The sequence below is a fragment of the Pseudomonas sp. SC11 genome, from assembly GCF_047039205.1.
GTDB lineage: Bacteria > Pseudomonadota > Gammaproteobacteria > Pseudomonadales > Pseudomonadaceae > Aquipseudomonas > Aquipseudomonas boreofloridensis.
On sequence record NZ_CP178183.1, the window covers coordinates 2710494 to 2729616 of the forward strand.

Annotated in this window: 14 protein-coding genes and 3 pseudogenes; 5 read left to right on the forward strand and 12 right to left on the reverse strand. The window is 55.3% G+C overall.

Annotated features, from left to right (window positions below):
• Positions 1-2 precede the first annotated feature (2 nt).
• The 3 genes from ACK2SD_RS12045 to ACK2SD_RS12055 all read left to right on the forward strand — a co-directional run bounded on the left by ACK2SD_RS12045 (position 3) and on the right by ACK2SD_RS12055 (position 4279).
• The gene (locus ACK2SD_RS12045) at positions 3-590 is read left to right on the forward strand and encodes an ABC-three component system middle component 1 (protein ID WP_412462309.1); all 588 of its coding nucleotides are present in this window, start codon (positions 3-5) and stop codon (positions 588-590) included.
• Complete coding sequence (locus ACK2SD_RS12050) at positions 587-3601, forward strand: AAA family ATPase (RefSeq protein ID WP_412462250.1); 3015 nt, start codon at positions 587-589, stop codon at positions 3599-3601. Before ACK2SD_RS12045 ends, ACK2SD_RS12050 begins: the two co-directional genes overlap by 4 nt.
• A gap of 309 nt (positions 3602-3910) precedes the next feature.
• Positions 3911-4279: a histone-like nucleoid-structuring protein, MvaT/MvaU family gene (locus ACK2SD_RS12055; protein WP_053256026.1), complete on the forward strand. Its 369-nt coding sequence runs from the start codon at positions 3911-3913 to the stop codon at positions 4277-4279.
• A 132-nt stretch (positions 4280-4411) separates the two neighbouring features.
• On the opposite strand, the gene ACK2SD_RS12060 is transcribed toward ACK2SD_RS12055, so the two are convergent.
• From ACK2SD_RS12060 to ACK2SD_RS12075, 4 genes are all read right to left on the reverse strand, one after another.
• Positions 4412-5104 carry an ImmA/IrrE family metallo-endopeptidase gene (locus ACK2SD_RS12060; RefSeq protein ID WP_258693537.1) on the reverse strand — a complete coding sequence of 231 codons (693 nt, stop codon included), beginning with the start codon at positions 5102-5104 and terminating at the stop codon, positions 4412-4414.
• A gap of 181 nt (positions 5105-5285) precedes the next feature.
• Positions 5286-6632 (reverse strand): RES domain-containing protein, encoded by a 1347-nt coding sequence (locus tag ACK2SD_RS12065; protein ID WP_412462251.1) that lies wholly within the window; start codon positions 6630-6632, stop codon positions 5286-5288.
• Positions 6633-6759: 127 nt separating this feature from the next.
• Positions 6760-7692: a hypothetical protein gene (locus tag ACK2SD_RS12070; protein ID WP_392504562.1), complete on the reverse strand. Its 933-nt coding sequence runs from the start codon at positions 7690-7692 to the stop codon at positions 6760-6762.
• 205 nt (positions 7693-7897) lie between these two features.
• Positions 7898-9823 carry a DUF4209 domain-containing protein gene (locus ACK2SD_RS12075; protein WP_412462252.1) on the reverse strand — a complete coding sequence of 642 codons (1926 nt, stop codon included), beginning with the start codon at positions 9821-9823 and terminating at the stop codon, positions 7898-7900.
• A 292-nt stretch (positions 9824-10115) separates the two neighbouring features.
• On the opposite strand from ACK2SD_RS12075, the pseudogene ACK2SD_RS12080 reads away from it, so the two are divergent.
• Together ACK2SD_RS12080 and ACK2SD_RS12085 are read left to right on the forward strand one after the other, a co-directional pair.
• Positions 10116-10761 (forward strand): annotated as a pseudogene (locus ACK2SD_RS12080) (Sir2 family NAD-dependent protein deacetylase).
• Between the two features lie 86 nt (positions 10762-10847).
• A complete protein-coding gene (locus tag ACK2SD_RS12085) occupies positions 10848-11033 on the forward strand; it encodes a hypothetical protein (RefSeq protein ID WP_412462253.1) in 186 nt (61 codons plus the stop codon).
• Positions 11034-11225: 192 nt separating this feature from the next.
• On the opposite strand, the gene ACK2SD_RS12090 is transcribed toward ACK2SD_RS12085, so the two are convergent.
• The 8 genes and pseudogenes from ACK2SD_RS12090 to ACK2SD_RS12125 form a co-directional block, all read right to left on the reverse strand.
• The gene (locus tag ACK2SD_RS12090) at positions 11226-11447 is read right to left on the reverse strand and encodes a hypothetical protein (RefSeq protein ID WP_230957551.1); all 222 of its coding nucleotides are present in this window, start codon (positions 11445-11447) and stop codon (positions 11226-11228) included.
• A 148-nt stretch (positions 11448-11595) separates the two neighbouring features.
• Positions 11596-11724, reverse strand: a pseudogene (locus ACK2SD_RS12095) (IS66 family transposase); the annotation flags it as partial.
• 255 nt (positions 11725-11979) lie between these two features.
• Positions 11980-13896: a methyl-accepting chemotaxis protein gene (locus ACK2SD_RS12100; protein WP_043205934.1), complete on the reverse strand. Its 1917-nt coding sequence runs from the start codon at positions 13894-13896 to the stop codon at positions 11980-11982.
• A gap of 235 nt (positions 13897-14131) precedes the next feature.
• Positions 14132-14950 (reverse strand): annotated as a pseudogene (gene tnpC, locus ACK2SD_RS12105) (IS66 family transposase); the annotation flags it as partial.
• Positions 14951-15000: 50 nt separating this feature from the next.
• Entirely contained in the window at positions 15001-15336 is a 336-nt protein-coding gene (tnpB, locus tag ACK2SD_RS12110) for an IS66 family insertion sequence element accessory protein TnpB (RefSeq protein ID WP_015885960.1), read from the reverse strand.
• The gene (gene tnpA / locus ACK2SD_RS12115) at positions 15333-15650 is read right to left on the reverse strand and encodes an IS66-like element accessory protein TnpA (RefSeq protein ID WP_015885959.1); all 318 of its coding nucleotides are present in this window, start codon (positions 15648-15650) and stop codon (positions 15333-15335) included. Before tnpA ends, tnpB begins: the two co-directional genes overlap by 4 nt.
• Before the next feature lie 219 nt (positions 15651-15869).
• Positions 15870-16940 (reverse strand): UvrD-helicase domain-containing protein, encoded by a 1071-nt coding sequence (locus tag ACK2SD_RS12120; RefSeq protein WP_412462254.1) that lies wholly within the window; start codon positions 16938-16940, stop codon positions 15870-15872.
• Positions 16933-18531 (reverse strand): ATP-dependent nuclease, encoded by a 1599-nt coding sequence (locus ACK2SD_RS12125; protein ID WP_236171801.1) that lies wholly within the window; start codon positions 18529-18531, stop codon positions 16933-16935. The genes ACK2SD_RS12120 and ACK2SD_RS12125 overlap by 8 nt, the downstream gene beginning before the upstream one ends.
• Positions 18532-19123: the final 592 nt, after the last annotated feature.

Sequence of the window (19123 nt, forward strand, 5' to 3'; positions counted from 1 at the left end):
TTATGATGACGCTTGAAGATTTGACGGCGGCGATAAGCCAGCGCGCTGAAAACAGATATCAGGTGCAGGTTGCTGAGGCATTTGAACTGCCGGAGGTCGACTATCCTTCAACAATTTTACGGCTTAGGCGCCAACGAAGTACGACCGCCGGCTGGCGTACCGTTTTGTTGATTGAGGTACCTTCAAGCTCGCTTCAAGCGGCCTATCAATGGTCTGCTGATGTCCGGGATGTTTTACCAGAACCTGAGACATCCGATCTTTATATGTTCATGTTGATCGGCGACATCTCTGACAACGAAGCGGCTCGTATTGAAACCGATGATCGTTTCTGTCGCAAAGTAGTGCCGCGCCAGTCAGAGGGCGCTCCGGATTTCCTTGATCGAACCTTCTTGGCCGCGCTAGATCCGCCTGGCAATGTGGAAACCTTGAGTGATCCTCTGATTTCAGCATTTAAGGCAATGGTCAAATCCCACCCTTGGACAGGTCGCCACATGGTTGCTTGGAAGGCAGAGCTACTGTCTACAGCCAACGGAGTTGATGTGGTGCAAATCATGAGCGATTCAGTGGTCAGCAGCGAGAATCCGCAATGAGCAAACTTGAATCCATTACCCTAACGAACCTGCGCAAATTTGGCCCCAACGTCACCATCGAATTGAGTCCTGGAGCAACCATTCTGCTCGCCCCCAACGGCACCGGGAAAACTACCGTTTTCGAAGCTATAGAATTGGGGCTCACTGGCAACATCTCTCGACTGGGAGACAATATTCTCCATGCCGTGCGTGATAGCGCGTCGTGTGCCGACGTTAGTTTGAATTTCGCTGGGCTGACGGTGAGTTCTAGCATCAGTGAGTCGGGTGAGGTCAGCCAGGATGGTGACCTCAGCGCCCTATTTCCTAACATTCCGCCTACTGATATACCTTTTCTCCTACGGCTAACTCACCTGCTAGACCAGCGAGAAAACGGTTGGATTGTACAGGCAGAAGAAAAGGAAGCAGGCTCGCAGCTGGCTCGTCTGCCACTTGGCCGGGACGGCGCGTTAGCTCGTTCCTCCCTTCCGGCGGTACGACGGTCACTAACAGAGCAGAAAAACCGTGAAGAGGAAAATCTGCGTGTCTTTGAACAAAAGCAAATCGAATGGAATGCCGTTATCCAGGAGCGTAATGTCGCCACAGTTGGCGCAGTGGGCGCCTTACGACCTCGCGATGATCTGGCAAAAGCCATTTCTCAAGTCGCGGTAAAAACTGAGAGTCATGATCAGCTCCCTTCAGGTTTACTAGTCCTGCCGGCGAATCAGGACAATCTGGCAGTCGCTCACTCCGCGCTCATCGAGGTTCTGCGTCAAAAGGTAGAGCGTACGCAAGAACAGATCGCCGGCTTAGCAGAGACGGGTAATCTAGTCGAAAGCTTTGGCTTGCTGCAGGCCCGCTTGGCAGCACTAAATGAAGAGCTCAAATCTTCCGATCTGACCTTGGAGGCACACTCTAAACTCCGCTCTGATAATGCCACCCTTCTCCACGAACATCAGGCTGGAATGCTGGTTGCACAACAGGAGCGAATCAGAGTTGAGCAAGCTCTGGAGCGCCTGGTCAATGAAGCAAGCGCACGCCAACAGATAGAGCATCGCAATGGAGCGTTGACCCAGGCCGGTATTGCCGTAACTGCGGCGGAACAGCAATGTCGGACATTGCGTGAGCGCCACGAAAGCAACCAATTGGTTCGCAACCAACATAGCCAATTCGATAACCAGCTTGTATCGCTTGATCAGGCAGAGCGACGCCTCCGTGACGGTGAACGACTGGTTGTCGAGTGGGAGCTGTCGGAACAGCGTTTGAGGGCAAATCGCAACGAGGCAGACCAACTGGAAGAAGACTTGGAGCGTTTGAGCGCGGAGCTGGCTGAGCAACGTGCTGCGCTGGAAAGGTTCAAGGTAATCGAGGTGACCGCCAGGGCGGAGTATCAAGCCTTGAGTTCTTCTGCCGACACGATTCGTCAGGCAGTGGCCTCGATTGCCCAGCATCTGCCGCCCGACCTACAAGATTGTCCGCTTTGCTTGGAGCATCATGGGGCCGCGAAGCTGCAAGATCAGGTTGCCAAAGCGTTGAAGGCTATCGATCCTAGTCTGAAGGTCGCCGAACAGAAGTTACGGGCCGCCGCGCAGGATGTAAATTCCAACGAATCCGTGGTAACAACTGCGCTTGAGGCATTTCAGGCCTGCCAAACTGCACTTGCCCACGTGGAAGAAAGCCGCCAAGAGTTTGAGAAGGAAATTCAAGCGTTCCGTATTGATCCGATTCTGGCCAGCGATTCGATTCCCTTGGCCAAAGAGTCTCTGAGGGTGCAGTTGGAAGGTGTCTCTGCGAGTCGACGTAGCCTCGTGGAGCGCCGCGCCGACCTTGCGCTTTTGATCCCGCAAGAAGAGTTTGACCAGGCCCGCGCCGAATTCGAAGGTTCAGTCCTTGCGCTTGATGAGGCACGCATCCAGTACAGCGACGCCTTGACCCGACGCGACCAGGCAGTCGCCACGCTTTCTAATCTGACAGCAGGTGCCCCTCTCGCTCGTACGCTAGAGGAGCTCACCATTGAAAAGAACCAGCTAGATCTCCGTATTAGCGATCTCAACGGCAAAGTGGGCACACTTCAATCAATACTCGACACCCAGCAAAGCCAGTTGCTTGAATTAAGTAGCGTGGTTCGACTGAATGAGGAAGCCATACGGCAAGTCCAGAGTCAGATCACGTCGGTGCGCGCCAGCTGGAACGCACTGGCACTTGTAGGCGATCCTCTGGTTGAGGCCGCTCAAGCCAGGGAGGACAGATTGCGATCCGCGATCAGTGAGCTTCACGGTCACGTCGCCGAGCTGGAAATCGTCGGCGTTGAAATAGCATCATGGGCCAAATTAAATGACTCGCAGATGGCGCAGCGTTTTATCGATGGCCTACGTCTGGATCGCACGGAAGAGGCATACGAGGCCTATCTCAAAGGGGCTATCGAAAACGCTCAGGGAGCCTTCAACCGGTTGTCCAAGCTCGCAGATGCCATGGACACCCTTGATGGTTCTCTGAAAAAAGAGATCGCCAATGTGCAAAAACATGTCAGGAAAGTCGAACCAAGATGGCGGGCCCTGCTAAAGCGTGTCGTCCGTGAGTCCAGATTCCATGACGCGAGCCTAAAATTCGTAAACACCTATAACCGAGATCGAGCTGGCGTATCGGTGCCATTGGGTAGGATGTCGGCGCCAGTGCCCAACATTGCAAGCGAAGCTCAGCTTACGGATCTCCAGCTGACGTTCCTCCTTTCGATGGCCATGAGTCATCAGTGGTCGCCATGGAAAGCACTATTGCTCGATGACCCAACACAGCACCACGACTTGGTGCATGCATCCGCAGTCTTCGACCTATTGCGTGATTATATTGTTGACCACGGTTTCCAAGTCGTCATTGCGACCCACGACGCTTTGCAAGCTCGCTACTTCCTGCGCAAGCTCCAGAACGACGGAATCGAAGCAAAGATCTGGTCGCTTGTGCCTACGGACAGCGGCGTGATTGCTGAGGAGGGACAGCGCAGGCAGTCGGTGGGCGTAGCTCCGCCTACGGCGGGTTAGCTTGCGCTAGCTGGTCAAAACCAGGTTAAGAAGTTCGGCCTAGGAACGGACTGACAATGAGAGCGTCACTGGATTGCGTTTATCGCTGGTAATGCCAACTGCTCAGCTAATCGAAGCAAAGATATTGTCGCCCCCACGCCGGTCACCGGCGAGTGGGCGGCTATTGCACCCTATCGCCGGTATTAGACCGTTTTCGGAGCTTATGCTTGGTGTCGTTGCTCTATCGGTCTAAAACGCCGGCGTGAACCTACGCATTGATGGCCTGTAGCCCCACCCCTATACTCGACGCACCATATAGAGGAGCATCAAATGTCCAGACTCGCCGAATTCCGTAAGTTGGAGCAACAACTGGCTGCTCAGCTTGCCGAACTTGAGACCCTCAAAAACGATGATGGCCTGAAGCGCGAAATCGAATTTGAACAAAAGCTCCGTAGCCTGCTCTCGGAGTACGGCTACAGCCTGCGGGATATCATAGCCATTCTTGACCCACAATCTGTCAGTCGACGTGCACCAGCCGCTGTGGCTGAAAAGTCCACCCGCAAGCCCCGTCAGCTTAAGGTCTACAAGAACCCACATACAGGCGAGCGCGTCGAGACCAAGGGTGGTAACCACAAGACCTTGAAAGAGTGGAAAAGCCAGCATGGTGCCGACGAAGTCGAGAGCTGGTTAGCTAAGTAACCCTTCAGAAGCATAGATTAGGGGCCTCGTGAAGGCCCCTTTTTATTTCCCCAGAACAGTGTGCCTCTCTGGGCGATCCAACAACTCCCGCCGACTGCGCGCTCCAGGTATAGTCAGAACGCCCTGCCCGCTCTAAGGCCACCGCACCAACTCCAGCTCCTTGAGCCGGATGGCCATCGCCGAGTCCGAGACCCCGAATTGCTGGGCCAGTGATACTAGGTGCTGGTTGTTAAATCGGGTGCATCGCGCCAGTGCCAGCTCGCGCTCTCCCGACTCTTTCGGGGAGTAGAGAAGCCGATCCGGATTGTTGGGGTCGAGGTGATAGGCAATCACGTCGCTGAAGCGCAATTGGCCCTTGCAGCAGAACATGAACTCGAACCGTTCCCTCACCAGTTTTTGAGGCATGAGGAAGCAGGCGGCGAAGCGATCGGCTTGTCGCTCTGCAGGTGCACGTGGTGCTTGCAGAGGACTGCCGTCAAAAGCGCGGTCGCGGTGCATGACAGTGTCTTCGTGGAGCACAAGATGGCCTATCTCATGCGCGCCGGTGAAGAGCTGGACTTTGTCACCAAATTCAGTCGCGACGGCGATCTTGTTCGATTGACGGTCAATCAGGCCCGCGATACGAGTACCGGTGTTGTGCCGATTGAACTGGGTGTCTCCCAGGGTGGGATGCTCATGGTAGTCGTAGCCGCAGACCATGGCAGCGATCCGGGGGCTGCGCATCATCATCGGCGGAATATCTTGATCTGGCCACAGGTAACGGCGATCACGGTAAATCTGCATGAGCAGATCGGTCGCTGCTTTCTCGATATGGGCTTCGTTCATGGCAAAACACCAGATGTAGGCTCTCAAGCACAATCTAGCCCAATATGTAGTGCTTTCAATATGTGCCTAACCCAATATATAGGTTTTGCCGATGAACGGTACGGCTGGTAATAGCCCGCCAAACTCCGATGGGTTTAGAGATCTCTTACAAGATCCGAGCTTTCGTTAGAAAGCAGCCAGGCTATCGAAACCCATGGTATTTCCTATCCTTCGACCAAGGAACGTAGCGGACTGGGTCGATCTCGGTGCTGAACCGAACTCCCTGGATTTTGTGGATCACGATGCCGTCTCGAGCTAGACGCAGGCTTGGCTCCGGCGGCGGTACCAGAGGGACGTACTGGGAGGACTGATCTGAGTCTTTAGGTTCCGCTTCCCAGAACTCTGGGTAATACACCCACCTATCCTCATCCGGCTCCCAGAGACTCACATACTCAGCCTTTTGTGTGTCCTCGAGCCTTTCTACCCCGCTGGCCTTGTGGAAAAGAATGACGTTCTGCCCTGGTGACGTATCCTGTTGCACCTGCGCAGAGGGGAATAAGATACCGTCAAGATTCAGCTTTTCATGGGTTGCTAGGAAATCGGCAATGGCTTGCGTGATCAGATACCCGCTTTCCGCCGAGTCCGGCATGACTGGCATTGTCAGCTGGCGCTGTAAGTCTTTCAGAAACGCGCAGCGTTCGGTAAGGCTCCTGCGAATCGGATTGAAATAGCTCAACCCCCGGTGCGGACGCATTGAAGCCAGGTCGTTCAGGTTGAGAAGCCTCAGAGGCCGGATTACGTCGAACCGCGCAGTAACCACCGTGCTGCCAACGGGTGGGCGCACCTCCGCAATTGCCGTGTGGTCATCTGTTGCGCCGTAAAAAACCGAAATTCCCTTGGCGTTCATTCGGCCAGGAGATCCCTTGCCTCCTGGTACCGGGCCGAGATGCTTTTCAGGGTGACTCAGCGCTTCCTCCATGCTTTGCTCATCCTGGAACACCCTACCCCGTTGGAATGATGATATTTGATGCCCTTGGCCTGCGATCACAATGGCTGACCTGTCATCCTTCGAGCGCAAATCTTCTATGCCGTCGAAGACCATAGTCAGAATTGACCCCACTAAGGGATTTGCTAGGCGGGATTCAAACTGCAGGCTGTGCTCCATTTTTCGCCAGCCTACCGTCAGCTTCGACGATGCCTCCGTCTCTTCGACAAAATAGGGGTCGTCATCGCCCCCCGTGTAGCTCCAGGAGTCGAGCAGGCGTTCATGGATATCAGAAATTAGGGCCTGATCGGCACCTAGCATGAGCTCCAGAATGTCATACAAACTGACACCGACTGGAGGATAGCCGTGATGTATCACTGAACCGGGTTGTTGGATAGCCCGGAACGAGGCATGGATTGCTGTTTCGCAGAGTTCTACCAGCTCTTCCATGTCCATGACAGGGAGCTCTCGGTCGCAGTAGTCACACTCGCTGATATCGTTCTCCGAAGCATGATCCTGCAGGAAGGTTTCGGTAAGGCAATCGGTACACACTACTTGACGCATCACTTGCTCCTTGGCTGCATTACCTGGCACCTATCTACGTCTAGGCGAAGGCCTCTCGCTGATTTAAGCATTTACCCACCAGGTGCCGCCCTTGCCAATGGTTAGGAGCTGCCATCTCTACTGAAGCTCAGCTCCTCAACGGGCCCAAGTCAATCGCCAGGCAGCGAAGGTCAGTAACCTGTGCAACCATGGTGTCGCTGGCCTCGTCATAGGTGAAGGTGCCCAGGAAATAGAGCGTGAAGTACCTTACCAGTCGTGCCTGATCGAGAAGTTCATTCACATAGCGCCTTGATCGGTGCTGAGTCATGACCTCATCAGAGACCTGGAGAGAGGCATCTTTGTCCGAAACCTTGTCATAGAAGTTGAATACGAAGCCGGCCCCTACCCGCGGCTCAATCCGCCCACCGCCGTTGTAGACGTATCCTGCAGTGTCAGGCCTGGCCCAAGCCACCTTCTTGAAGTACGAACGCAACGGTATCTCACCACGCCCTGTCACGTTGATCGTTACCTCGGGAAAGAGGTCTTTCAAGGCTTCGCGTGTGTCGTGGTAGTAATCCACTAGTTCACGCAGGTCACCGCTTCGATGCTTCCGATCGGATCGGGTGCCTTCTGCGCCGCCACCGCCCCGTCGACGAATAGCTCCCACCTCGTCCTCGTCGCCTGGTGCTGCTCGAGGTGGACGTAACACGGGTTGCTCTGGCTGTGTCGGGGGAACAAAGATATCGATTACCGAAGTGAGTTGGCGTTTTGCCAAGCGTGTGCGCGTCTGTACTTCCGTCTCTCCGGGCAACGGCGCATCGCTACCTTCGTCCTCATCGGGCAGCATCCACTCGCAGTCCACATGATGGTCATAGTGCTCGTTGTCTTTGTAATGCGGAGATTTGACGCGCGCTTTTTCGGTCGGGTGGATGTAGTAATTGACGGCTGTGATTTTTGGCACCACCTTGAGCGCCCTGCATTCCGGCGATGAGCACTGGAACAGAAAACGGCTACGTGGCTGGTTTTGGTTGAAATAGGCCTGATGTGCACCGCCTATGGTTAACTCCTGGCCCAACTCCACACAGTACGCCCGGGTAATCCTTCGCTTCGTTCGCATCTCCAGCCTCAACGCAAAAGCTCGAGACTAACTCGCTCGGGTTAGAGCGCCAAGGCCCGAGCTAGAGCTGTCAGCTAATACCTTGGTCGAAGACGGTGTCATCGAAAAGGTGGCGTTGGTCGAGGGTTTGGTCTGTTTGCTGACCAAACCCTCGCCTAGGGTTCGCAGATTAAGAAGCGTCTGTTTCAGGTTCGCCTGTCACTGCCGGCGCGCCTTTTACCGTAGAGACTAGATCCTCGGCAACGGCTTGACGGTTTGAGGCTGACTGGGCCCAGTACACCAAAGCCACCCATTTCAACATGAACCACCAGGCGTAAACCGCATCCGCCGAGTAGAAATCATCGTCGTCCATCAGGCCATGAGCAAACGCGTTGCGCAGGTTCGGCCCGAATGCGCTGCAGAACAGGGCTTTCATCTCGAACACGATGTCGGCGCCGAAGACAGCATCGACCCCCTCGACGTCCAGAAGCGTGCTCAGGCCATTCTCATTCTCGATACCCTCTGGATCAGTGTTGGAGGTTTTCAGTTCCGCGCCTTTCATGTGGAACCGAACGATGTTCTCCAGCTGTGGGATGAGGAAATGCACTGCCATGCCAAAATCACCCACCATCCCCCAATACAGACCTTTGCCGACCATGAGCGCCCGCTCGGGCGGAACCAGAGCCGACGCCTTGGCAAGTTCAACCAGATCCTGCTCTTTGTAGCAGTGTTCCCTCTGCATAACGCCCAATGCTGGAATCACTCCGCCTTGCACGGTGAGATTGCGTGTAAAGGCGTGGTTTTTGACCATCTCTGCCCAAATGCGCTCCTCGTTATCTTGCGAGGGCTCAGCGCCTAATGACATAGGTTTGGTCTTGGCGATCACACGCCCACCCTTGTCGAGGTACGTCGCGCCACTAAGCGCCCCGATCAAGCCTACACGCAGCGTGTTCAAAGCTGCCTGCCGAGCGCCCTCTTTCTTGGCAAATGGATACAGCGTGGCTAACGCATGGAGTGCTTCAACCGGGGACTTGCCCGAAACCTTTTCCAAGGCATCATTGACCAGGTCTGATATATCCGTAGGCGGCGATGAGAGCATGCGCATCATCCCCACCGAACGATTGCCCGCATCTGCGATGCGTTGAGGCAAGCGAATCAGTAGCTCGGTCACGCCAAGCTGATCCCTCAGTCTCTGCGGTACCTTTCTGTAGATCTGCAACGCCTTCTCGAGGTTGTTCAAGGCGATCAGCGGCTGCGCCCCTTCTCCATCACCAAGCACCTCCGCTTCTGCCACCCACGTATTAGCGAGGGCTGCTGTCATGCGAGCCGATGAAACAAGGTCTTTAGCCGCACGATACGCGTCCATGCTCAACTCATAGCAACGTCGAGCCCGTAAAATATTACCGGTGCGCTCTGAGTTCCGGCCGGCCTCCTCCAACCTGGACGGCAGATCAGCTGCTTGGCTGTGCACCACGCGATTCTCGAGTACCAAGGCCGCTATTGGCGCCAGCATGGGGGACGGAGCTTCAAATTCTTTGTCGAGTGCCTCGAACAAACGATTCGATAGTTGATCGGCGATGTCCTTGCCGGCCTTCCCTAGCCTTGGCGCCAGCATTAGTGCACGGCCCCAGCAATCTTCCCCACCTCGCCACCAGGTGTCTTCATTCAAGGGGACTGTCTGATACCCTGCCAAAGCCGCCTGGGCCTGCTTGATATGACGTCGTCCTTGGGTGATCCATAGGACTTCTGCAACGCGGGCATTCACGAGACCAGTACTGAGCTCATCCATTGCGGATTCGAGGAAATCGAACTCGTCTTCCGTTACATCGGTGATGGCCAGTGACCGCTTGTCTTCCAGGATGGCGAAGGGCCTGAAGAGCTCGTTCGGATCAGAGGGGTTAAGCATCATGGAGCAAAGGTCGGACAGGAGCCAAAGTACCCGGGCTTGGGCGAATTCTTCGATGGCTAGCTTTGCTCGCGCTGCGTCAGCCAGAGCGCGCCAAATGTCCTCGTAGCTAGCTGACACACCGTTGAGCGCAGTGGCTAGATCAATGGCGTTTAGTGCATCTAGAGTCAGTGGCGTAGTTTCAGGGTAACGGTAGAACTCTTTTGACACAGCGAATCCTCATGAGGCGGCGACTTAGAGCGGCTCACGCGCTCGGACGTCATCATAGTCGCTATTCTTGGATGCTGTGGCTAACAAACGCAGGCTAGACAGTGATCGCCATATGCAGTCACGGGCGGAGACATCGCCTCGCTCATTTAGCCTCTAGGTATACGACTTCAAGGAGGCCACACCAATGCCCATTAGCTCCATAGTGGATAGGCTGCGCCAGTCAAACCATGTGACTGTTTTCACCGGCGCCGGCGTATCAGCGGAGAGTGGCATCCCTACATTCCGTGATGCACTGACTGGGTTATGGGAGCGATTTAATCCTGCCCAGTTGGCGACAGCGGATGCCTTCCGAGCGGATCCAGGCCTATGCTGGGGGCTGGTATGAATGGCGCAGGTCGAAGGTGCTTCAGGCCGCACCGAATGCGGCGCACCAGGCAATCGTTCAGCTTGCGAGTCTCGTCCCGAAGCTGACGGTCGTAACGCAGAATGTCGACGACTTACATGAGCGCGCTGGCAGTAAGGGTGTGATTCATTTGCATGGTAGCCTGCACTCACCGCGATGTATCGACTGTGGTGTTGCATATCAATCACCACTGGCGATCCTCGATCTGCCTCAAGGTGGTCAGCGAATCGAGCCGCCGCATTGCGGTGCGTGCAACGGCCTTATTCGGCCTGGCGTAGTGTGGTTCGGCGAGATGCTTCCAGAGATCGCCTGGAGCGCTGGGCTTGCAGCAGCGGAAAACTGCGACGTGTTCTTATCAATAGGGACATCTGGCATAGTCTACCCCGCCGCGGAACTGCCGTTGCGCGCCTTGGGTAGGGGTTCGACGGTAGTGCACATCAATCCAGTACCGTTTGAGGTCAGCGAGGATGAACATTTTCTGCAAGGGCCAGCCACTCAAGTGATGGACGAGCTGATTGCTGCAGCTTTTAGTTGATCTGGGCTGCGTGAAGCCTTCGCGCCTGAGGTAGAGGGTCGGAGTCTACTCAGCTATCTCTCCATGCTTCATGGAGTCTAAGAGCAATGAAGTCTTTCATCGATAGAAACCCGAAGGAAAAAGCTGTGGAGGAGGCATTCAATTCTCTAGCACGCAATGGCTATAGGAGTGAGCGCGCTGATCCCGCAGATAGGGTGTTCTCAGTCGTTGAGCGCTTGAAGCGTCAGCGAGCTGAAGAAAAAGCATCGCCGAGCGAGCCTGAAGTGCCCTGAAGGTGATCAAGGTTCGCGATGCGTCGGTGGTACCGCGACTCAGGCGTGTCTGCCTGAGGGCCACTGTTAGACTCAAGCGCAGTAGCCGCTACGGTGAGTTGCTCAGCAAGCGCATTGGCCTGAGCTCGTAGCTCGGTGAGTTCCATAGGATGAGGCCTGTGCACCTTTAGCAGGCCTCAGGTCGGGATTGAGCTACTCACCAATATGTTGAAGCACTATCTCGATTTTTTCCTGCGCCCAGAGCATCACCCTGCCATTTTCTCTTGAAGCGTTGAGTATCTGCCCAGAGTTCATGTGCTTTACCCGGCGCATGACGCTTGCAACCGTGGCTTGGTGCACCTTGGTTGCGATATCAAGGTCGTGAGCCTTGAGCTGCTCGCTGGTGAAAAAGTGAAGATCAAGGTTGTGTGTCATTGCAGGCCCTCCTCTGTCATCACAGATGGGAATGCCGTTTACTCTACTCCGCCTGCTTCGACCTTCAACGTAAGCGTCCGGCCATCACGCCTTAGGTGATTGAGCCGGTTGCCACTTATGCGGCAGCAACTGGTCGATTTCACACGCCCGCTGAACCGGCAACTTCCTGCAGGCCTCCAACCGAGTGTAGGACTGGTTCGGCCAACTGACTTTTATTCGCGACGTGTAGATCAAAAAACTTTCGGCGGGCATGGGCCATGCAGCCAATTTCGGTAATGGCCGAGCCTGACCGGTGTAAATCAACCCGAAGCTGCCGTTCACGAAGGACAGAAATCGGTATAAGCAGTCCTTCAGAAAGCCGTAGGACGGCTGATAATCCATGGCCTGACCTCATCCGGCGTCATGAAAAGCCTCGTTTATCGCGTTGAGCAAAGTAGCCCTTATAGGCGCGTCACCCTCTCACCTACCAATCCTCAAATACCCGAAAGTCGTTCTCTCGGGCATTTGAGCATCCGGTAAAAAAACTTGTAACTCAGTTCACCTTGAACCGTCCCACCAGCCCCTGCTGTTGCTCGGCCAAGCGGGCTAACTCGCGGCTGGTGACGGCGGTTTGTTCAGCACCGGCGCTGACCTGGATAACCAGAGTGTTGATGTCGTTTACGTTGCGGTGGATCTCCTCGGCAACCTGACTCTGTTGTTCTGCCGCCGAGGCGACCTGTATGTTGCTGTCGCTGATGGTCGCGATGCCCTCGGCTATTTCTTCTAGCAACTCCCCTGCGCGCACTACGTTGCTCGCGCCTTCTTGAGCCTTCCCTAGAGTTTCCTGCATGGAAGTGGCGGCACGGTCGGAGCCGGATTGCAGATTGGCGATCATCTTCTGGATACTGACGGTGGAATCCTGAGTCTTTTTGGCCAGATTCCGCACCTCATCGGCGACCACGGCAAATCCACGACCCTGCTCACCGGCACGGGCAGCCTCAATGGCAGCGTTCAAAGCTAGCAGATTGGTTTGCTCTGCTACACCACGAATCACATCCAAAACCGAGGAGATGGAATAGCTTTCACCCTTGAGCTCCTCAATGATTCGGGATGTTTGTTCGGCCTGAACCTCAAGCCCTTTGATCAAGCTGATGGTGTTCTCGATTTCAGCCTTGCCCTGCATAGTGCTGGCATTAACGCGCTGCGACATCTCTGCGGCGTCGGTAGTGCTGCGCGCCACGTCTTTGACCGTGGCGCTCATCTCGCTGATGGCAGTGACCACCTGATCGGTGCCTTGACGCTGCTGGACGACGTTATTGCTAGTTTGCAGGGCCACAGCCGAAGACTGCTCGGCGGCGGTCGCGACCTGCGCCGTGGCACTCCCGATCTCACGGATCACTTCACCGATCTGTATGGCCATGTTATCCAGGTTACGCGAGATCTCGCCAAACTCGTCTCTGCCGGTGTAACGGGTTCTGGCAGTTAGGTCACGCGTGGATAGCGAAATAAGGGTGCGGTTCACGTCGACCACAGCGATTTTGATATTGCGAATAATCACCGAAGCGAGCCACAGCACCGCAATCAACATCAGAATGACGGTGGCTATTGCGACATACAGACTGCGCTGGGCATCGGTACGCGCGACATTGGCTAGGCTCACGACCGTCTGGCCCAGTTCAGCCTCGACCTGAGCCATCATGTCGATACGGCTGGTGGAAAGGTTGAACCAGTCTTCGGGTTTGATATTAAGCGGATCGCCTAGAGGCGTATCAAATCCGAGTTTTTGCAGGCGAGCTACATCGACGGATGCGGGCTGTTGTAGAACCGCATCCAGCTTATTTTTGAACACGGCAGGAGCCCAGCGTTGAAAGGCCTCGAAATAGCCGGAGAACTCGCCCATGTTGCGGCTGAAACGTGACAACAGCGGCGCATCAAAACGGTTTTGGTTGAATGCCAGGCCAAGCAGTACACGCTCTCGACCAGAGCGCTCTTTCATGTCTACGAACTGATTGAGTGAACTCAGCCCACGCAGGATTTCCGGATCCTCAATGCTGGTTTCCAGTGAGTAAGAGAAGCCGATCAAATTTTTGATAAGATCGGTGAATCGGGTGCCGGACTCGCCGTTATTGATTGCGAGCGTGTCCACCTGCTGACGCAGTCCGGCCAAACCATCAATTGCGCGCAGCATCTTGTCAGGCGCGATAAGACCCTCGGTCGATTGCGCATGCATCGCGCTCACCGCACGGTCGGTTTCTTGGCGTAAGACTTTCAACTTGTCCTGCATCGTCTTACCACCGCTGCCCAGAAACACGCCGCTTGCGCCGCGCTCACGCTGGATAGTGGTTACTACGTCACTGAGTTTCTGCGCGGTGCCGGTAGCGGTGACCGCTCGGTTCATCTCGCTCAGTGTCTCTCGTTTGTCAGCTACAAAAATCCCGGCGAAGACCAGAAAGCCCAACAGGGGAAACATCAAAATAAGCAGTAGCTTTGTACTCAAAGGAGCATTTCTAAGCATGGCAGGCCTCAGGGCTTGAAGATGTTGTTTAAAGCTATCCAAGGCGAACGTTCTATGAAGTCGACGTCTGATAGAGCCCAGGATGGTTCAGTAGTAGCCTGCCGTAGCCAGTTTTTTCTCCGTTCGGAATGTTTCGGCTGAAACCAGCAAAGCTTTACCTGTACCCGTGTATCGATAGGGGCCTAGGTACCGAGTAGGCCCAGACGTAAGCGCGGTGGGTTTTCTTCTCTCCTGGAGCCAGCATTTGTACCGGTGTTTCATCGGCGTGGACTACGCGCTGGGCCAGCACTGCTTCGCGCAGCGCATCGACCAGCGGCTGAAGCTGCACGCCGGTTTGACCCATCCACTGCGCTAGTGTCGAGCGCGGGATGGCAAGGCCGGCACGGCCGAAGATCTTTTCCTGTCGATAGAGCGGCAGGTGGTCGGCGAATTTGGCCACCATCACTTGCGCCAGCAGGCCGGCAGTGGGGATGCCCTTGTCGATCACCTGCGGCGGCACCGGGGCCTGGGTCAGTGTTTCGCACTGCCGGCAGGCCCATTTCCCACGAACGTGCTGTTCGACGGTGAACACGCCCGGCGTGTAGTCCAGCTTCTCGCTGACGTCTTCACCGATGCGCTGAAGCTGACAGCCGCAAGCGCACTGAGTGTTGTCCGGCTCGTGATGGATCACAGTGCGCGGGAACTGCGGCGGCAACGGCGCACGCTTGGGTTGCTGGCGTGGTTCTATCTGCGCGGGTGCGGGATGAAGTGCTTTTAAGTCGGCCTCGATGGCTTCGAGGTCGGTATTAAGCAGGTCATCGAGCAAGCTGCCTTACGCCGGGCTGATCTGCTCGCTGCGCTTAGCAAACTTGTGTCGCTTGAGAATGGCGATTTCGTGGGTGAGCTGCTCGATGATCGTCTCATCACGATGGATCTTTCTGCCCATGGTGTCGACCTTGGACATCAGCTGCGCAGCCAGCGCGCGCAGTTGTTCAGGGGGCATTTGATCGAGATCGGGCAAAGAAGTCATGCCGTGGATTTTACCAAAGCAGTCCTCCGGTCACAGCTATAAGCCAGGTATTAGAGCAATGTAATTGCGCCGCCTGCACCTACTCGCTGCCAAGGCAATCCAAGTACCAGCGCCTGGAGTTGTTCGGGGTCGAGTTCGACCTCCGCGCCAAGATGGATGCCCGGCCAATGAAACTTGCCCTGATTCAAGCGTCGCGCCGCTAGCCAAATACCAACGCCGTCATGCACCAGCACCTTTATGCGGTTGGCCCGGCGGTTGGCAAAGAGGTAGGCGCAGTGCGGCTTCGCCGCACCGAACACGGCAACCACCCGGGCCAGTGCAGTGTCAGTGCCGGCCCGCATGTCCATGGGCTGGGTGGCGAGCCAGATGGAGTCGATACGAATCATTGGGCCAGGCCACGGATAAAACACGCGCAGCCGTCCGGATCTGAGGCTGGCCATTTTACGGTGACGGATTTATCGCCCAGAACCAGTGAGATGATCACCGTCTCTTCTGTTGCGCGCTTGGGTGCAGCTTGTACGGGGATGAAGGCCGGCAGAGTTGCGGGTGATTGATCCCGGTAAATCGGTAGCCACTTGCGGATCACGTTGGCGTTGATGCCGTGATGGATGGCTACGCTGGAAATCGTCGCTCCAGGTTGCAAGCATTCCTGGACGACCTGGGCTTTAAATGGTTTGGGGTAAGAGCTGCGTTGGCGCATGGAAATCCTGGCGATAAGGGTGATCGCGTCCGCTTAAAATACGCGGACACCATCGCCCTAAATACTGGAGTTCGGTAGGTGTGTTCGCCATCCGCTTACCCTTCAACGCTCTGGCTACCAGGTGGCACGCAAACGGACAGGTGGTCGACAAGGTTGAGGTATGGATTCATAGGCATTCCACGCGACCACCACTCTCTCCCCTTGGCTGCCTCTATTGCCTCACTGTTCCCAGTATGGAATGAGGGATTGCCCTGGACGATCCAGCACAATAGCTACGCTTTGCTGCGCCCGGGTAACGGCTACGTAGAAACTCGCTGCGGGGCCAGGATCAAGCGACTTGCCTCGCTGCAGAAAGGTTGAGATTGGGCCAGTTGCGATGATCAGGACGCGCTCGTACGTTGCACCTTTGGCGACCTTGAAGTTGATGTAATTCAGGTCGAATGCGGTGCCTGACCTTACGTTCACGCGCAGGCACTGGGGTCGAAATCTCTCCACATATGCAAGAACATTACGGTTGGCGAGCAGGAATACACCGTCGTGATCAGTCGTAACCTCGTTGAGCGACTCCGTTTCAGGGAAACCCCATGCTGGGTTGAAGATGGTGTCAGAGAATCTCGCAATACCTGGGGAGCAGCGCCAGGTCGTGTTTCTGTATTCAATCTCGAGTTCGCCTCGCCTCTGCTTGGTTTGGAACCACGCCAGGGCCTTTGCGTAGGCATATTGCTTGTTCTTCCTGCTTCGCGGGCTTGTCGAAAGCACTGATTGCCGAATGTCACCAACCATCCTGATGTCGATACGGGACGCAAACAGCTTCTCCAACAGCTCCCAGTCCCAGCCACTGAGATCCTGAGCCTCATCCACCAGGATTTCGTCATACAGACTCTCCAGTCTGTAGAGCAGCGCTCCTTGGCTTTGCTCCACCAGAAGGTTGGCTAGTTTGCCGAGCTCAGCTGCATACAACGCACCAGCAGGGTTGAAAAAACGTTCTTCGTTCGTTGCAAAGCGGTTGGGGAGCCCGTCATAGTCGAAGCCCTGGACGCGCCGCCCAGGGAAGACAAAGGGCAGGAAAGGCCGGGCAAAATGCCGGATGAGTAGCGTGTACCACCCCATGACCTCCACATTGGTCTGCAGGCCAATTGCTTTCGCCAGGCGCTCTGAAAGCTCGTGTTGATTCCGCTGAGTGAACGTCACAACCAATACCCGATGAGTAGGCGCCAATGCGGCGCAATGCTCGACCAAGCCTTGAGTTTTGCGAGATCCCGCGACAGCGAGGGTCAGATGGTTAGCCATGGATAAAGGCTGCCGCGGCTGCCATGTACGCCGGCGCGACGATGCGTTGCCTACTCTCAGCGATTCGAATGGCGGCTTCAGTTTTCTCTCTGGTCATCCATACATCGACACGAGCATCAGCACGAATGCCCAGAATGTCCCGCAGTGCGGCCTCGCCATTGTGATGGATCAGTTGAGGCTCCAATGTGTGCCCATGATCCACATCGCCGATGAAGAGTTCTCTGTGCTCTCCATCTAGCCAATCCTCAAGTGATTCTCGAAGAGATGCGGGATCCTGACCGTCATTGTCCCTCAAAACTGCAACCCTCTTGCCAAGCCGGGCACAAAGCTCCAGGCATCGGGCCAGGGAGAGGCTGCGCATGCTGAGGACATCAATGCCACAAGCCATCGGTGTCATCTGATAGCGATCATGGAAGATCCGCTCAAAAATGATTTCGTCGGACGGCCCCTCGACGAGAACCAGCCTGTCCGCGAGCGCCATTCGAAGCGTATCGTAGCCCGGAAGCTTCTTGTAATACCCTACAGTTTCCGGAGTTAGCCCAGTGATCGTTGTGACTGCATCACGATTGATCAGCATCAGCGAATCCAGCCCCAGCCTATTGAGCACGTAAGTACTGTGAGTGCTGATGAACAACTGTTGTTCTTCGCCGGCCAGCCGCTCAATGCGGTTTAGAAGTATGACCATACTGGTGTGGGAAAGGTGGTTCTCCGGTTCCTCAATCATAACCACACTAGTGCGATCGGCATGCCGGCCCATTGCCAGGGAGATTTTGATGGTGGCCTGCTGGCCTTGCCCGGCCATAGAGAACGGCACATTGTCTATGTGCGGTGCGACGGCCGAGTCCCAAGATGTCCTGGACGTCTGATCCATGGCCACTTTAAGGGGTTGTTGGTCGAGCGATGCTTCCACCTGCCCCAGTCGCTGGTTGAGCGCGGCCAATGCTCCATCTGACATAGATGATTTTGCCTGCCTGTACTCCAAGGAGATCAAGGCCTTCTCGGAAGGCTCCAAGTGGTCATTCAATATCTGTCTAAGGTGGTAATCGACACCACCAAACGTCCTGATCGTGCGCGAGTCGATGATTGCAATGGAGAGATCCCGCGGACGGCGGGTGAGCTCTGAATCGCCGAAATGGCGCCACTCGATCTTGTAATACTCCACAGGGAGCAGCATCGACGGGTTTTCAGTCCACGCTTGAAGCTCTGCATCGTACTCAGGATTGGGTATGACGCGGAACACCACGCCAGGGCAAGCATGTGCAGGAATCGCGCTGTTATGCACGCCGCACAAAGCTTGCAGGTCAGGTCGGTTTTGCAGGAACAGCTCGATTTCGATTGTGGGCCAAACCGCCTCTCCAATCAGGAGACTGTCCAAAAATTCCGAGACTACCGCGGTGTTGAACCAGTAGGGATTGAGCTCTTCCGCTGCAGGTCTTCCCCCGATGCGTCCCGTCATCGCCAGAGCGATAGCCTCCATCAAGGAAGATTTACCTGCGTCGTTTCCACCAACAAGCAGATTGATCCTTGGGTTGGGCTCAAGCTCGAAGTCCCGATGGATTCTGTACCCTTTCACCTTGATCTTCGTGATCATTGTCTTTCCTTGCTAGAGGAATCCCGCTCAAGTGGCCGGGTGGTTGTGAGGAGTGTACAGCGGCTTGTGGATGGCGCCACCTTGGGTACTACGAGTGATCAGGTTCATGAATTTCCCGCGCCAGCGATCGGGGCGAGTGGCTTTTTCGTCTGTACTTAAGGCAACCAGCAACAGCCAAGAGAACCCGCGGCTATGTGTTTCCGAGAACGGCGAGCCCTAGCGGAAAACCAATTTTCTCAAAAATTGGCTTGGTTGTTTGTATTCAAAGCATAAGCGCAGCCTTCGGCTGCGAAGAAGGCGAATCCCCCTCAGCCCCTGCGGGGCTATGCAGGTGCAAGCCAGACAACAAAGGACAAATCTAGAAACCATCAAGAGCGAAAAACGAACCGGCAAAACCGTGTGTGATCCTTGCAGATCACCGGCGCCTGAACATCACTCGCTTTTTTCTTGTCCTCAAATATAGAACTCCGTCTCGCGAAAAAAATTCCAAGGGTGCATGCAGGAAAATAATTAGAATACAGTGAAAAACACCATAACAATTAGCCTAATCAGTGAAAAGCACTGCATTTGTGAGTCGCTGGACATGGGCGCA

Excerpts from the sequence above, each read along its gene's own strand:
- ACK2SD_RS12045 (WP_412462309.1), top strand. The coding sequence starts at position 3 with ATGATGACGCTTGAAGATTTGACGGCGGCGATAAGCCAGCGCGCTGAA.
- ACK2SD_RS12050 (WP_412462250.1), top strand. The coding sequence starts at position 587 with ATGAGCAAACTTGAATCCATTACCCTAACGAACCTGCGCAAATTTGGC.
- ACK2SD_RS12055 (WP_053256026.1), top strand. The coding sequence starts at position 3,911 with ATGTCCAGACTCGCCGAATTCCGTAAGTTGGAGCAACAACTGGCTGCT.
- ACK2SD_RS12060 (WP_258693537.1), bottom strand. The coding sequence starts at position 5,104 with ATGAACGAAGCCCATATCGAGAAAGCAGCGACCGATCTGCTCATGCAG.
- ACK2SD_RS12065 (WP_412462251.1), bottom strand. The coding sequence starts at position 6,632 with ATGCGTCAAGTAGTGTGTACCGATTGCCTTACCGAAACCTTCCTGCAG.
- ACK2SD_RS12085 (WP_412462253.1), top strand. The coding sequence starts at position 10,848 with ATGAAGTCTTTCATCGATAGAAACCCGAAGGAAAAAGCTGTGGAGGAG.
- ACK2SD_RS12090 (WP_230957551.1), bottom strand. The coding sequence starts at position 11,447 with ATGACACACAACCTTGATCTTCACTTTTTCACCAGCGAGCAGCTCAAG.
- ACK2SD_RS12100 (WP_043205934.1), bottom strand. The coding sequence starts at position 13,896 with ATGTTTCCCCTGTTGGGCTTTCTGGTCTTCGCCGGGATTTTTGTAGCT.
- tnpB (WP_015885960.1), bottom strand. The coding sequence starts at position 15,336 with ATGATTCGTATCGACTCCATCTGGCTCGCCACCCAGCCCATGGACATG.
- tnpA (WP_015885959.1), bottom strand. The coding sequence starts at position 15,650 with ATGCGCCAACGCAGCTCTTACCCCAAACCATTTAAAGCCCAGGTCGTC.
- ACK2SD_RS12120 (WP_412462254.1), bottom strand. The coding sequence starts at position 16,940 with ATGGCTAACCATCTGACCCTCGCTGTCGCGGGATCTCGCAAAACTCAA.
- ACK2SD_RS12125 (WP_236171801.1), bottom strand. The coding sequence starts at position 18,531 with ATGATCACGAAGATCAAGGTGAAAGGGTACAGAATCCATCGGGACTTC.